General features: G+C 33.4%; 12 protein-coding genes and 1 tRNA gene. All 13 read left to right on the forward strand.

The features are described 5' to 3' along the window. Complete coding sequence (gene mraY / locus ABD011_RS04205) at positions 1-1,242, forward strand: phospho-N-acetylmuramoyl-pentapeptide-transferase (protein ID WP_129759327.1); 1,242 nt, start codon at positions 1-3, stop codon at positions 1,240-1,242. Then, positions 1,243-2,574 (forward strand): UDP-N-acetylmuramoyl-L-alanine--D-glutamate ligase, encoded by a 1,332-nt coding sequence (gene murD / locus ABD011_RS04210; protein WP_343796038.1) that lies wholly within the window; start codon positions 1,243-1,245, stop codon positions 2,572-2,574. Between the two features lie 12 nt (positions 2,575-2,586). Next, positions 2,587-3,780 carry an FtsW/RodA/SpoVE family cell cycle protein gene (locus ABD011_RS04215; protein ID WP_343796040.1) on the forward strand — a complete coding sequence of 398 codons (1,194 nt, stop codon included), beginning with the start codon at positions 2,587-2,589 and terminating at the stop codon, positions 3,778-3,780. Beyond that, positions 3,780-4,877 (forward strand): undecaprenyldiphospho-muramoylpentapeptide beta-N-acetylglucosaminyltransferase, encoded by a 1,098-nt coding sequence (gene murG, locus ABD011_RS04220; protein WP_343796042.1) that lies wholly within the window; start codon positions 3,780-3,782, stop codon positions 4,875-4,877. Before ABD011_RS04215 ends, murG begins: the two co-directional genes overlap by 1 nt. Continuing rightward, positions 4,874-6,226, forward strand: a complete 1,353-nt coding sequence (gene murC, locus ABD011_RS04225; protein WP_343796044.1) for a UDP-N-acetylmuramate--L-alanine ligase — start codon at positions 4,874-4,876, stop codon at positions 6,224-6,226. The genes murG and murC overlap by 4 nt, the downstream gene beginning before the upstream one ends. Positions 6,227-6,248: 22 nt before the next feature. Further along, positions 6,249-6,938 carry a cell division protein FtsQ/DivIB gene (locus tag ABD011_RS04230; RefSeq protein WP_343796046.1) on the forward strand — a complete coding sequence of 230 codons (690 nt, stop codon included), beginning with the start codon at positions 6,249-6,251 and terminating at the stop codon, positions 6,936-6,938. Positions 6,939-6,941: 3 nt separating this feature from the next. Then, positions 6,942-8,273 carry a cell division protein FtsA gene (gene ftsA, locus ABD011_RS04235; protein WP_343796048.1) on the forward strand — a complete coding sequence of 444 codons (1,332 nt, stop codon included), beginning with the start codon at positions 6,942-6,944 and terminating at the stop codon, positions 8,271-8,273. A 29-nt stretch (positions 8,274-8,302) separates the two neighbouring features. Next, complete coding sequence (ftsZ, locus tag ABD011_RS04240) at positions 8,303-10,231, forward strand: cell division protein FtsZ (protein WP_343796050.1); 1,929 nt, start codon at positions 8,303-8,305, stop codon at positions 10,229-10,231. Between the two features lie 120 nt (positions 10,232-10,351). Next, positions 10,352-10,801 carry a GatB/YqeY domain-containing protein gene (locus ABD011_RS04245; protein ID WP_343796052.1) on the forward strand — a complete coding sequence of 150 codons (450 nt, stop codon included), beginning with the start codon at positions 10,352-10,354 and terminating at the stop codon, positions 10,799-10,801. Between the two features lie 7 nt (positions 10,802-10,808). Next, positions 10,809-10,882: transfer RNA gene (locus ABD011_RS04250), tRNA-Arg, on the forward strand. Between the two features lie 251 nt (positions 10,883-11,133). Next, entirely contained in the window at positions 11,134-12,048 is a 915-nt protein-coding gene (locus ABD011_RS04255; protein WP_343796055.1) for a polysaccharide lyase family 7 protein, read from the forward strand. A 13-nt stretch (positions 12,049-12,061) separates the two neighbouring features. Then, positions 12,062-13,048 carry a T9SS type A sorting domain-containing protein gene (locus ABD011_RS04260; RefSeq protein WP_343796057.1) on the forward strand — a complete coding sequence of 329 codons (987 nt, stop codon included), beginning with the start codon at positions 12,062-12,064 and terminating at the stop codon, positions 13,046-13,048. A gap of 79 nt (positions 13,049-13,127) precedes the next feature. Next, entirely contained in the window at positions 13,128-15,449 is a 2,322-nt protein-coding gene (locus tag ABD011_RS04265; protein WP_343796059.1) for a chondroitinase-B domain-containing protein, read from the forward strand. Positions 15,450-15,458 lie beyond the last annotated feature (9 nt).

A 15,458-nucleotide genomic window follows, 5' to 3' on the forward strand; every position in this document is an offset into this window, starting at 1 on the left:
ATGTTGTATTACCTATTTGAATATTTAGAAAAACAGTTCCAGTTTCCTGGTGCATCGCTTTTTGGGTACTTAACCTTTAGAGCTGCTATTGCTATTATTCTGTCGCTGTTAATTTCTACTATTTATGGTAAACGTATTATAAGATTCCTTCAAAAAAAGCAAGTTGGAGAAACTATTAGAGATTTAGGTTTAGAAGGTCAAGTGGAAAAAGCTGGTACACCAACAATGGGTGGAATCATCATTATTCTAGCAACATTAATTCCTGTGTTGTTATTGGCAAAATTGGAAAACATTTACATCATTTTGCTTGTTATTACTACACTTTGGATGGGAACTATTGGGTTTATTGATGATTATATCAAAAAATTCAAAAATGATAAAGAAGGATTAAAAGGAAAGTTTAAAGTTTTAGGTCAAGTAGGCTTAGGAATTATAGTTGGAGCAACACTTTTCTTTAGTGATGATGTAACTATAAAAGAAAAATTACCAGAAGAACAGCAAAAAGTAATGCTTGCTGAAAACCCAAATTTACCTCCAGCAAAGTTATTTGATGTTGAAGAAAAGTCTACAAAAACCACCATTCCTTTTGTGAAAGGAAATGAGTTTGATTATTCCGATTTGATTACATGGATTAATCCAAACCTAAATAAGTATGCTTGGGTCATTTTCATATTGGTGAGCATTTTTATTATTACAGCAGTTTCCAATGGAGCAAACCTAACCGACGGTATTGATGGTTTAGCAGCTGGTACATCTGCAATAATTGTGCTTACTCTAGGAATTTTTGCTTGGGTTTCGGGTAATATCATTTTTTCCGATTACCTCAATATTATGTATATCCCAAGAGTTGAAGAAATCACTATTTACATCGCTGCTTTTGTAGGAGCATTAATTGGTTTCTTATGGTATAATACCTATCCAGCTCAAGTATTTATGGGAGATACAGGCAGTTTAACTATTGGTGGAATTATAGCTGTAATTGCTATTGCTGTTAGAAAAGAATGGTTGATTCCTGTGTTGTGCGGAATCTTTTTAGCTGAAAACCTTTCGGTAGTTATGCAAGTCAGCTATTTCAAGTATACAAAGAAAAAATATGGTGAAGGACGACGCATTTTTAAGATGTCGCCATTGCATCATCATTATCAAAAATCAGGATATCACGAAAGTAAAATAGTTACAAGATTTTGGATTGTTGGCATTTTGTTGGCAATCATATCAATAGTGACATTGAAGATAAGATAAATGAAACGGTTAGTGATTCTTGGAGGAGGAGAAAGTGGAGTTGGAACTGCGCTTTTAGGGAAAGAAAAAGGATATGAAGTTTTTGTTTCCGATAAGGGAAAAATAAAAGAAAAATATAAAGAGGTTCTTATACATAATGAGATTGAATGGGAAGATGAAAAGCACACAGAAAGTAAAATTCTGAATGCTGATGTAGTAATGAAAAGTCCTGGGATTCCTGAAAAAGTAGCTTTAGTAAAACAAATTAGAGCTCAAGGAATTCAGGTGGTTTCTGAAATTGAATTTGCTTCAAAATTCACCAATGCAACTATTGTAGGAATAACTGGTAGCAACGGTAAAACTACAACAGCTAGTTTAACACATCATATTTTAAAACAAGAATTGGATGTTGGATTAGCAGGAAATATAGGAGACAGTTTTGCGAAGCAAATATTAGAAAAGGACTATAAAAACTATGTGTTAGAGATAAGCAGCTTTCAGTTGGATGATATTGTGAGTTTTAAACCAAACATTGCAGTTATCACTAACATCACACCAGATCATTTAGATAGATATGAGTATCAGTTTGAAAATTATATCGCTTCAAAATTTCGCATTGCAATGAATCAAACTAAAGACGATTATTTGATTTATGATGCAGATGATGAAGTCATCACAAACTGGCTAGCAAAGCATCCTGTTCAATCCAAAATGTTACCATTTTCTTTAACTAAACCTATTGAAAATGGAGCCTATTTAGAAAACGAGACAATAAAAATAACAATTGATAACGACCAAATAATTATGCCGACAGCAAATTTAGCATTAGAAGGAAAACATAACGTAAAAAATGCAATGGCTGCTTCAACAGTAGCACATTTGCTAAAAATTAGAAAACAGACAATAAGAGAGAGTTTAGAGAACTTTCAAGGTGTAGAGCATCGATTGGAGAGTGTACTTAAAATTAATAAAGTACAGTACATTAACGACTCCAAAGCAACAAATGTAAATGCTACTTATTTTGCTTTAGAAAGTATGGATGCACCAACCATTTGGATAGTTGGAGGAGAAGATAAAGGCAATAACTATGAGGAGTTATATCCATTTGTAAACGAAAAAGTAAAAGCAATCATTTGTCTTGGTGTTGATAATGAAAAGCTATTGAAAAACTTTAGTTCAATGGTTGATGTTATCGTAGAAACTCAATACATGAGCGAAGCTGTAAAAATTGCTTACAAGATAGCTAAAGCAGGAGATAATGTGTTGTTGTCACCAGCTTGTGCAAGCTTTGATTTGTTTGAAAACTATGAAGACAGAGGTCGTCAATTTAAAGAAGCTGTAAGAAGTTTATAAAACTTAATACTAGTGCAAAAACTGTTTGATAACATAAAAGGAGATCGCTTAATTTGGGCAATAGCTGCATTGTTGGCTATATTCTCATTTCTGCCTGTGTATAGTGCTGCGAGTAATTTGGCATACATAGGAGGTAATGGTAACACCTTTACATTTTTTGTTAAGCATTTTATGCACTTGTTTTTAGGGTTTTCAATCATGTATGCTGTGCATAGAGTGCCTTATAGGTATTTCAGAGGTATATCAATGATTATGTTGCCAATTGTATTGGTATTGCTTGTGGTGACGATGCTTCAAGGTACAACTATTGAGGGAGCAAACGCTAGTAGATGGATTCAAATACCAATTGTTGGGATGTCGTTTCAAACGTCCACTTTAGCCTCTGTAGTGCTTATGGTTTATGTGGCGAGATATCTTTCAAAAATTAAAGATAAAACAATAACATTTAAAGAGTCAATTCTGCCATTATGGGTTCCTGTTTTCTTAGTGTTAATACTCATACTTCCTGCCAATTTTTCAACTACAGCTATCATATTTAGTATGGTAATGATGTTGGCGTTTATTGGTGGTTATCCAGTAAAATATTTAGCGCTAATTATAGGTGCAGGAATTATAGGTTTAACCATGTTTATATTGGTTGCAAAGGCATTTCCAGGTGCAATGCCAAATAGGGTTGATACTTGGATGAGCAGGATTGAAAATTTTTCTAATGGAGTTGATACTGAAGAAGACTATCAAATAGAGCAGGCTAAAATAGCTATCGCGTCTGGAGGAATAAAAGGAGTCGGTCCAGGAAAAAGTATACAGAAAAACTTTTTACCACAATCGTCATCAGATTTCATTTTCGCGATAATAATTGAAGAGTATGGATTGATTGGTGGTATGGTTTTATTGGTGGCTTACATGTGGCTGCTTTTTAGAATTGTAATTGCAGCGCAAAAAGCCGATACGGTTTTTGGTAAACTCTTGGTTTTAGGAGTAGGGTTGCCTATTGTTTTTCAAGCATTAATAAATATGGCAGTTGCTGTAGAGTTGTTTCCGGTTACAGGTCAAACATTGCCATTAATAAGTAGTGGAGGAACATCAATTTGGATGACCTGTTTAGCTATAGGGATTATACTTAGCGTAAGTGCAAAGAGAGAAGAAATTAAAGAACAAGAAAATATAGAAGATAATCCGCTCGAAATTTTGAGCGAAGCGATATAATGAGTAACTATAAAATCATATTGTCAGGTGGTGGAACAGGAGGTCATATCTATCCTGCTATTGCTATTGCAAACGAGTTAAAATCTCGTTTTCCTGATGCTGAATTTTTGTTTGTAGGTGCTATGGATAGAATGGAGATGGAAAAAGTACCACAAGCAGGTTATGAAATAGAAGGACTTTGGATTTCTGGTATTCAGCGTAAGCTTACGCTTAAAAATTTAACGTTTCCATTTAAGCTGATTACAAGCTTGTTGAGGTCTAGAAAAATAGTTAAAACCTTTAAGCCAGATGTTGTGATTGGTACAGGAGGTTTTGCAAGTGGACCATTACTTAAAGTAGCGACTTTAAAACGAATTCCTAGTTTAATTCAGGAGCAAAACTCTTATCCAGGAATTACTAATAAGTTGCTGGCTAAAAGTGTTGATAAAATTTGTGTAGCGTATGATGGTTTGGAGCGATTTTTTCCAAAATCAAAACTTATAAAAACAGGAAATCCAATACGTCAAGATCTTTTAAGTATTGATGGAAAAGCTATTGAAGCTAAAGATACTTTTAAGTTACGTCATGGAAAACATACCTTATTGGTTTTAGGGGGAAGTTTAGGTTCAAAACGCATTAATGAACTTATTGAAAAAGAATTGGAGTTTATACAAACTCAAAACGTTCAAGTGATATGGCAATGTGGTAAACTGTATTACGATGCTTATAAAAGATACAACAACATGGAAGATGTACAAGTGTATCCCTTTTTAAACAATATGGATATGGCTTATGCAGCTTCAGATGTTATTATTTCAAGAGCTGGAGCAAGTTCGGTTTCTGAGTTGTGTGTTGTGGGTAAACCTGTAATTTTTATTCCATCGCCTAATGTAGCTGAGGACCATCAAACAAAAAATGCAATGGCAGTTGTTGAAAAAGATGCTGCAATTTTAATTAAGGAATCCGATTTAGATGTTGATTTTGAAAACAGGTTTTCGCAATTAGTGAATTCGGTTGAAAGACAAAACGAACTCGGAACTAATATAAAAAAGCTGGCTTTAGTGAATGCAACTAAAGATATAGCTAATGAGGTTGAAAAATTATTGAATTATAAATGAATTATAACAACATACATAACGTCTATTTTATAGGAATTGGTGGTATTGGTATGAGTGCTTTAGCACGATATTTTAAAGCCAACAATAAGCAAGTTATGGGTTATGATAAAACCAAAACTGAGATTACTGACGGTTTGGAAAATCTTGGTGTTAAAGTGCATTTCAATGATTCTATTGATAATATTCCTACTCGCTTTTTAGATATTGAATCTACGTTGGTAGTTTATACGCCAGCTATACCAAAAGCACATCAAGAGCTAAATTATTTTATTGATAATGGTTATAAGGTGTTAAAGCGTTCGGTAGTTTTAGGTGAGATTACAAAGCATACGTTTTGTCTTGCTGTTGCAGGCACTCACGGAAAAACTACTACGACCAGTATTTTAGGTCATTTACTTAATGAGTGTGGAGTGGAAGTCACTGCTTTTTTGGGAGGAATTAGTGAGAATTATAATTCTAATTTAATCCTTAACGGAACAAAGGTAACAGTTGTTGAAGCTGATGAGTTTGATCGTTCGTTTTTAACCCTGTCTCCAGATTTGGCATGTATCACTTCAATGGATGCCGATCATTTAGATATTTATGGAGAAGCCGAAGCGCTTAAAGACTCGTTTGTTGATTTTTCTAAAAAACTAAAGCTTAACGGAAAACTGTTCGTTAAAAACGGACTGCCATTAAAAGGAATAACCTATGGAATAGAAGATGATTCAGACTATTCAGTAAAAAATATAAAAATTATAGATGGTACTTATGTGTTTGATGTAAAAACACCAAGTACTACCCTTGACAATTTCAAATTTAACCTACCTGGTAGACATAACCTGTCGAATGCATTAATAGCCTTGGCGATGGCTGTGGAGTATGGTTGCCCTCCCAAACAGCTCGCCAAAGCTTTAGCATCTTACAAAGGTGTTAAACGCAGGTTTAGTTATCCTATTAAAACCGAAAATTTAGTGCTAATTGATGATTATGCACATCATCCGCAAGAAATAAATGCAGTGCATCAAGCAGTGCGAGAGATGTATCCAAATCAAAAGGTTATGGCAGTTTTTCAGCCACATTTATTCAGTAGAACAAGAGATTTTGCTGATGAATTTGCTGAAGCCTTGTCGCAATTTGATGAAGTCTTATTGCTTGATATTTATCCCGCTAGAGAATTGCCAATTGAAGGTATAACTTCTAATTGGTTATTGGATAAGATGAAACATAACCACAAAAAACTGGTTGAAAAACCTGAAATTATTTCAGAAATAAAGAAAAGTAATGCTCAAGTTATTTTAATGATTGGAGCAGGAGATATAGGAGAAGAAGTTAAACATGTAAAAGAAGCGTTAAGTGTCGCGAGTTAGTAAAATAAATTACATAAAAGTCGTGCTGCTGCTAGTGTTAGTAGTGTTTCTTTATGCGTTTTCGTCAGCAAGAAATTCTGGTCGAAAAGTTGCAGCTCCTGATGTGAAATTTATTGGTAGTCAAGATTTGTTTATAACCCAAGAGACTGTTAGTAAATTGTTAATACAAAATCAAGAGGGAGTTACGAACAAGCCTAAAGAAATTATAGATTTGAATGTTTTAGAAACTGCCCTAAATTCTAATGCCATGATCAAAGAGGCTCAGGTGTATATGAGTATTGATGGCTCAATTACAGCTGAGATAGAGCAAAAGCAACCTATAGCAAGAGTTAGTACAAATGCATCTTATTATATTGATAGTCAAGGGTTGTTTATGCCTTTGTCCGACAATTATACAGCAAGAGTACCACTGGTTACAGGAACTGTTTTAAAAAATGACTTGGACAATGTATACAAAATTGCAAAAAAAGTCAGCGAAGATAAATTCTTAAAGCAACACGTCATTGAGATTCATCAAAATGAAAATAAATCAATTGATTTAAAATTTAGATTGAACGATTTCAAAATACAATTAGGCGCTTTAAAAATGTTAGACAAGAAAATAAATAATCTTAAAGCGTTTTACCAAAAAGCGTTTAAAGATAAAACATTGGATAGCTATAGCATAGTGAACTTAAAATTTGATAATCAAGTCATTTGCACCAAAAAGTAAGTAATGGAGAATAATAAAATTTCTGTAGGATTAGATATAGGTACCACAAAAATTGTGGCTATGATTGGTCGTAAAAATGAATATGGGAAAGCTGAAATTCTTGGTATTGGTAAATCCAAGAGTTTAGGTGTGCATAGAGGTGTGGTAAATAATATTACACAAACTATTCAATCTATTCAGCAAGCTGTTCAAGAAGCAGAAGCAGAAGCAGGTTTACAAATAGAAGAAGTAACTGTAGGTATTGCAGGACAACATATAAGAAGCCTACAACACAGCGATTACATTACAAGACCAAATTCTGAATTGGTAATCGATGAAGAAGATATAGATAAGCTTATCAATCAAGTTCACAAATTGGTAATGTTACCAGGTGAAGAAATTATTCATGTATTACCACAAGAATATAAAGTTGATGGACAAGGAGAAATAAAAGAACCAATTGGTATGTATGGAGGACGCTTAGAGGCTAATTTCCATGTTGTAGTTGGTCAAGTATCATCAATACGAAATATAGGAAGATGCGTAAAAAGTTCTGGTTTAGGACTTGAAGGTATCACTTTGGAGCCATTAGCTTCAGCGAATGCTGTTTTGAGTCAAGAAGAGAAGGAAGCAGGAGTTGCGCTTATTGACATAGGTGGTGGTACAACAGATTTAGCAGTCTTTAAAGATGGTATTATTCGTCATACAGCAGTAATACCATTTGGTGGAAATGTTATTACCGAAGACATAAAAGAAGGTTGCTCAATCATTGAAAAGCAAGCTGAACTTTTAAAAATAAAATTTGGTTCTGCATGGCCTGGGGAAAATAAAGATAACGAAATTGTATCAATTCCTGGACTAAGAGGAAGAGAGCCAAAAGAGATTACGCTTAAAAACCTTTCAAAAATTATACATGCTCGTGTAGTAGAAATTATTGAGCAAGTTTATGTTGAGATAAAAAACTATGGACACGAAGAGCAAAAGAAAAAACTAATTGCAGGTATTGTTTTAACAGGAGGAGGTTCGCAGTTAAAACACTTAAAGCAGTTGGTTGAATATATCACAGGAATGGATACTAGAATTGGTTATCCTAATGAGCATCTTGCAGGAGATAGTGATGATGATATTGCAAGTCCTTTATTTGCTACAGCTGTAGGTTTAGTGATGGACGGACTAAAACGTCAAGAAAGAAAACGAATAGAAAAAGAACCAGAAGTAGAGGAAAGTTTAAATGAAGTAAGTGAGGAAGCACAAAGTGCCGATGAAGAGGTTGTAAGTCAACCTAAAAAAGAGCGTAAATCGTTCTTAGATAAATTAACAGAAAGAGTAAAAGATTTTTTAGATAACGCAGAATAATTAATTATAAATCCAGTAAAACTAATTATATGAGTAATAATAGTGAATTAGGAAACATTGCTTTCGATTTGCCAAAAAACCAATCTAACGTCATTAAAGTGATTGGAGTTGGAGGAGGAGGTAGCAACGCCATTAACCACATGTTCCAGCAAGGTATTAAAGGTGTTGACTTTGTAATATGCAATACAGATTCCCAAGCACTACAAAACAGTGGTGTCCCAAACAAGATTCAATTAGGAGTTAACTTAACCGAAGGTTTAGGTGCAGGAGCTAATCCAGATGTTGGTGAGCAAGCAGCACTTGAAAGTTTAGAAGATATTCGTAGAATGTTGGATACCAACACTAAAATGATATTCATTACCGCTGGAATGGGTGGAGGAACAGGTACTGGAGCTGCTCCTATAATTGCTAAAATGGCAAAAGAAATGGATATCCTTACTGTAGGTATTGTAACAATGCCATTTCAGTTTGAAGGAAAAACAAGAAACGAGCAAGCACAAAAAGGAATTGAAAACCTTCGTGGTCATGTAGATTCTTTAGTGGTAATCAATAATAATAAACTTCGTGAAGTTTATGGAAACCTTGGGTTTAAAGCTGGATTCTCCAAAGCTGATGAGGTTTTATCAACAGCCTCAAGAGGAATTGCTGAAGTTATTACGCATCACTATACACAAAACATCGATTTACGTGATGCTAAAACTGTATTAAGTAATAGTGGAACTGCAATAATGGGTTCTGCTACTGCTTCAGGAAAAACCAGAGCGCAAGAAGCTATCATGAAAGCGTTAGATTCTCCGCTACTAAACGATAACAAAATTACTGGAGCTAAAAATGTGTTATTGCTTATCGTGTCTGGTTCACATGAAATCACAATTGATGAAATTGGTGAAATCAACGACCATATTCAAAATGAAGCAGGTCATGGAGCAAACATTATTATGGGTGTTGGTGAAGACGAATCTTTAGAAGAATCAATCTCAGTTACAATTATTGCAACGGGTTTCGATATTGATCAACAGCATGAAATTTCTAATACCGAAGTTAAAAAAGTAGTACACGCTCTTGAAGATGATGCTGATGATATGAATGTAAAAGAGCAAGATCCTGCTATCATAACTCCAGATATTGTATTAGAAAAGGAAGAAAAGAAAGCACCTGAAGTAGTTCGTCATACATTAATAGATGAAGAAGATGATAATGAAATTCAAGCTCAGGATGAAAAGATGGATTTAATTCCAACTACAGATTTTCTTAAAGGAATAAACGTTGTTTACGACGAGGTTTTAGACCATAAAGTGCCTAGTGAAGAAGATTTCATTATTACTCCTGTTCAAGAAGTAAAAGAAGAAGAAATTCAAGTAGAAGAAGAGGAGCAGTTTACATTAACGTTTGATTTACCACTTCCTAATCAAAAAATTGAAGAAGAAGAAATTCAAGAAAAAGAAGAAAAGATTCTTTTCGATTTAGATGATGAAGTTAAAGATCTTAACGTTAACGACCATGTTGAGATTATTCCTGTTACAGAAGCTAATGAAACAGGAGAAGTTAGATATGCATTAGATGAATATTCAACGTTTGAATCTTCAATAAATACTACAAAAGCAAAAGAGCCTGAAGTAGAAGAGGAAATTGTTTTTGAGAAAAAAGTAATTACATCTGAAGAGGTTGAAGAAGTTGAAAACGAAGAAGTCGACCCAATGAACAGTCCAATTTCTGCTTTAATCAAAGAAAGAGCAGATGAAAGAAGACGTAAAATGAAAGACTTCAATTACAAATTCAACAATGCTAAAATAGATGAAATTGAAAAAGAACCTGCATATAAAAGACAAGGTGTGAATTTAGAAGAATCGCAACATTCTTCTGATACGAATGCTTCAAGAATGTCTGTTGGCACTGACGACAACGACGATATTCAATTAAGAAGTAACAATTCATTTTTACACGACAACGTAGATTAATAGCAAATTTAGTTTAGTGTTTCACACTTGTGTCAAACCCGGAAGCTTTATGGTAGTTTCCGGGTTTACTTTTTGTGTTTTTTCTTAGTATCTTCGCAATTCTAATTAATTCAAACTAGTATGAGCTTACAACAAGACGTAATGGCTGCTATGAAAACAGCAATGAAAGAAAAAGATCAATTGGCTTTAGCAGCATTAAGAGCAGTAAAATCTGAAATATTATTAGCACAAACCCAAACAGGTACAAAAGAAGAATTAACAAGTGAAGAAGAGATAAAAATTCTTTCAAAACTAGTTAAGCAACGTAAAGATAGTGCAGCAATTTTTGCTGAACAAAATAGAGCTGATTTAGCAGAACCTGAATTAGCGCAAGCTGAGGTTATAAGCCAATTTTTACCTGAACAGTTAACTGAAGAAGAAATAACCAATGTTGTAAAAGAGGTAATTGCTAAAGTTGGTGCAGAAGGGATGAAAGACATGGGAAAAGTAATGGGAGTAGTAACACAACAATTGGCAGGAAAAGCTGATGGTAAAACCATTTCTACAATTGTAAGACAACAATTGGAGTAAGGCTTTTGGCCTCGTAGTTCAACTGGATAGAATATCAGATTTCGGCTCTGAGGGTTGGAGGTTCGAATCCTCTCGAGGTCACAAAATATAATCCTAATTCATTAGTAAAATAATGGGTTAGGATTTTTTTTTAAGGAATTGGTGCCTGTTCTCTAGTTCATTTGATAAAAGTTGATTGAATTTTGGTTTTATGCTCTAACTGAATTAATTCACAGTATTGTTGTGAATTAGTCAATTTTGAGAGGTGTTTTTTGAATAAATAGCAATTATTAAGTTGCTTTTTATAAAAATATTTTTATTTTTGGTAAACCAATCTGGTAAACCAATTTAAAATGAAACTGAAATTATTACTTTGTCTTATCCTCTTGCATCCTGTTTTGGGTTGCGATTCTGATACTAGTATTGTCGAAAACAACAATCAAGTTATGGATGATCCTGATGACGAAAATGATGAAGTAATCACTACTTATGCTGATATCGATTTTTCTAATTGGAAAGTGACCTTGCCAGTAGATGAGGATAATAATGGTAAACCAGATGAATACCAACCTGACGATTTAGTAGATTATGGGTATCAAACTCTAGAAGCTGTACAGCCTTTTATGTATGATGATGAAGAGGATTCTTCAATAGTTTTTTATACATATCCAGGTGTCTCAACTACCAATAGTTCTTATTCCAGAACGGAATTAAGAGAATTAATTAATCCAAGCAATTCAAAAGATAACTGGACACTTCTTGAAGGTGGAGAAATGACAGGTACTTTAAAAGTCGAAAGTATTTCAGAAAATAATTCCTCATCAAGTGAAGACTATCATAGAGTCATTGTTATGCAAATCCATGGTATTATTTCACAAGAGGATATGGATACTTATAATTTTGACGGAAACAACGGTCCTCCATTAATAAAGATTTATTGGAAAGATGGTTATATATGGTGTCATAAAAAATCATTGGTTGATGAGTCTACCGATGGTTTTGATTTATATGGTGTTTATGATGGTACGTGGTCTGATATAAAGGTTAATCTAGGTTATGTTGGTTACGAAATTTTTGATTTTAGAATTACAGCCTCAAACGCACGTATAGAAGTTCAACTTAATGATAATGCCCCTTACATATACCAAGATATAAGCTTAGTTAAATGGCCTTTTGAAAACTACTTTAAAGCTGGTAATTATTTAGCCTCAATAGATGAAACCGCATTTTCTTATGTGAAATATTATAATCTAAATATTAACCACTAAAACAACAATCGATATGAAAACAAAATTACTTTTCAACAGAAGGTTCATTTTAATTATGAGCTGTTTTTCGGTTTCATTGATGAGTTCAAATTTTATGAGTGCTCAGAATTTAATGTTAAACCCAACTTGTGATGACCACGGAACTAGTGCAGGTACAATGGGAAGTACTTCAGATAATGCAGATGCTTATGATATGACTCCAAATAATGAAATCCTTGATGAAGCAGGGAATGCTATTCCTAGTCCTTATCAAGCAGTTTGGGATAATGACGCTTTAGAAGATTGGTTAGAAATTTTCTATTTAGGATCTCCTGGTAGTTTAGATGAACAACCTGGTTCAACAAGTGATGGAAATAATGGCACTAGAGGTGTAAAACTCTATGATGATGGTAGTCCTGCCATAACTGGTTGTTCAAGAAGATTATATCAAAAGGTTGAAGGTCTTACAATTGGTAATGAATATACCTTTTCTGTAGAGTCTCGTTCTGAAGCAACGGGAACGCCTTCTGAGGTTTATCTGCTAAATACCGAGATAGCAGAAGAGACAGGAATTAATGATAATGGTGAGAATGATATTAGCGTAGATGGTTATATGGAGATTGTTAATGATTTTGATGTGTTTACTACTAATTCAGTAACATTTACAGCGACTAATACTTTCGTTGTAGTCTATGTAAGATCATTAAATTCTGTTGATAGTTCTACAGAGGTGTTTTATGATAACTTCTCACTTGTGGAAGGTTCTTTATCAACCAATGAATTTTCTAAAGCAGATTTTAAGATGTATCCTAACCCAGTAAAATCAGTTTTAAATATTGAAACAAATATAAATGCAGTCAATGTTAATGTTGAAGTTTTTTCTCTATTAGGAAAAAGAGTACTTCAAACTAATTTTGGTGAAGGGACTATTGATGTTTCAAGTTTAACTAAAGGGTTGTATTTGGTTAGATTAATGTCAGAAAACAACGCTATCACAACCAAGAAAATTATTATAGAATAGTTATTTGATTATTTTTCAACAGTTAGAGTCTTTTATATTTTTAAAAGGCTTTAGCTTTATTATAGATTTAAAATTCCTTATGAAAAAACTTCTTTTTTTATTTATTCTCACATTCGTATTGTATTCGTGCCAAGAGCAATCCAATATTATAAAAGTAACTGATAATGTTTCATTATATGAAGCGCTAAAAACAGCAAATGCAGGTGATAATATTGTGTTAGCTAATGGTACTTATAAAGATGTTCAAATAAAATTTAGAAATAAAGGGACTATGGAAAAACCAATTACTTTAAAGGCAGAAACACCAGGTAAAGTTTTTATAGAAGGACAATCTTATCTAAAATTTGGTGGAGAATATTTAGTGGTAGACGGATTGTATTTTAGAAATGGTTATTCGCCATCAAGTGCAGTTGTAGATTTTAAAATTAGCAATAAAGATACTTTAGATGAAATTGCAAACAACAGTAAATTTACAAATAGCGTAATTGAAGACTTTAATAAGCCAAAACGAGATAATGACGATTTATGGGTGCGTTTTTGGGGAAGAAACAACGAGCTTAGTAATTGTTATATAGCGGGAAAAACTAATCGTGGACCAACGGTAAGAGTTAGTATTGCAGGTGTAGAAAGTATAAATAATTATCACAAAATCGTTAATAATCATTTTGGACCAAGACCAGTAAAAGGTGGCCCAAGTGGTGAGACTATTCAATTAGGTGATAGCTATACATCAATGTCGCCAAGTCATACATTGGTGGCTAATAATTTATTTGAAGAATGTAATGGCGAGGTTGAAGTCATTTCAAGTAAAACCAATTTTAACGAGTTCAGAAACAATGTGTTTTACAAAAGTGAAGGCTCATTAGTAACTCGTCACGGAAACTATTCTATTATCGATGGAAATTATTTTATAGGTGATGGTGTAAACGAAAATTATGGTGGTATCAGAATTATAAACACAGGTCACTGGGTAACTAACAACTATTTTTTCAACTTAAAAGGGAAGAGTTTTAGAAGTCCATTGGCAGTTATGAATGGTATTCCAAAGTCGCCTTTAAACCGTTATAACCAAGTTACAGATGTTGTTGTGGCATATAACACTTATGTCAACTGTAGTTCGCCTTGGCAATTTGGTGTTGGTCAAAATTTAGCACAAGCTGATGTTTTACCAAAGTCTGAAATTCGATCAGCAAGAGCAATTAGAACTACCGTTGCCAATAACATTGTTTATAACGAAGAAGGTTTAGAGCAAATCGTTATTGAAAATGACAAAGCCGATGGTGTGTTGTTTAAAAATAACGTGATTGATAATCAAGGCAAACCATTTAACAATTATAATGGCGGATTAACCGAAGCATCATTAGAACTTAAAAAAATATCTGATAACATTTGGTTACCAACAGGTATTCCATCTAGTGTAGAACCTTACAACGGATTCGATTTTAATACTATTACAAAAGACTTGTTTGGTAACTCAAGAAACAACAATAATAGTATTGGTGCTGTAGTAGGTGTAGATGTAAACAACCCAAATATTTTAGATAAATCAAAATATGGCGCATCTTGGTTTTCTAACGAAGTTGAAGCTAAAGAGCCAACAACTTTTGAAGTTTCTAATACCGAAGAATTAATTGCTAAGATTAAAGAAGCACAAGATTTCGATATCATTAAGCTAAAATCAGGCACATATAATGTTCAGGCTTCTTTAGTAATTAATAAGAAGCTTAATATCAATTCAGACGATCGTGAAACTACCATCATCAATTATACAAGTGAAGAAAACACGCCATTATTTGAGTTACACCCAAAAGGCTTTTTATGGATTAAAGGCGTTACACTACATGGTAATGTAACTAACTATGCATTTGCTAGTTTAAAGGAAAATATGTCCAACCATTTTCTGTTAACGGTTACAGATTGTAAAATGGAAAACTTCAACTACGTATTAAAAGTTTATAAAGAATCCTTTGCAGAACGTATTACGTTTCAAAACAGTACAATATCAAACTGTAAAAATGGTTTAGAGTTATCTGAAGAAACCAATGACAAAGGTGATTATAACACCGAATATTTAACTATATCCAACTGTAACTTCCTTAATGTAGATAAAAACGTGATTGATTATTATCGTGGTGGTTATGATGAGTCTACCATTGGTGGAAATTTAGAAGTTTCAAATTCAACCTTTAAAAATTGTGGAGCTAAAGAAGACAATGGCATTTTAATTAATCACAGAGGAATCATAAACGTCGCTATTTCTAACAATACATTTATAGATAATAAGGTGAAGTTAGTCGCACTGCTTTGGGGCGCAAAAAATAACACACATGCTAACAACGAGATTGAAAATTCTGGTGAAATTAGAGTGGAAGAAAACCTAAAGCAAACCTTAATGTACTAAGCGAATATT

The sequence above is a fragment of the Gaetbulibacter jejuensis genome, from assembly GCF_039524015.1.
Taxonomy (GTDB): domain Bacteria; phylum Bacteroidota; class Bacteroidia; order Flavobacteriales; family Flavobacteriaceae; genus Gaetbulibacter_B; species Gaetbulibacter_B jejuensis.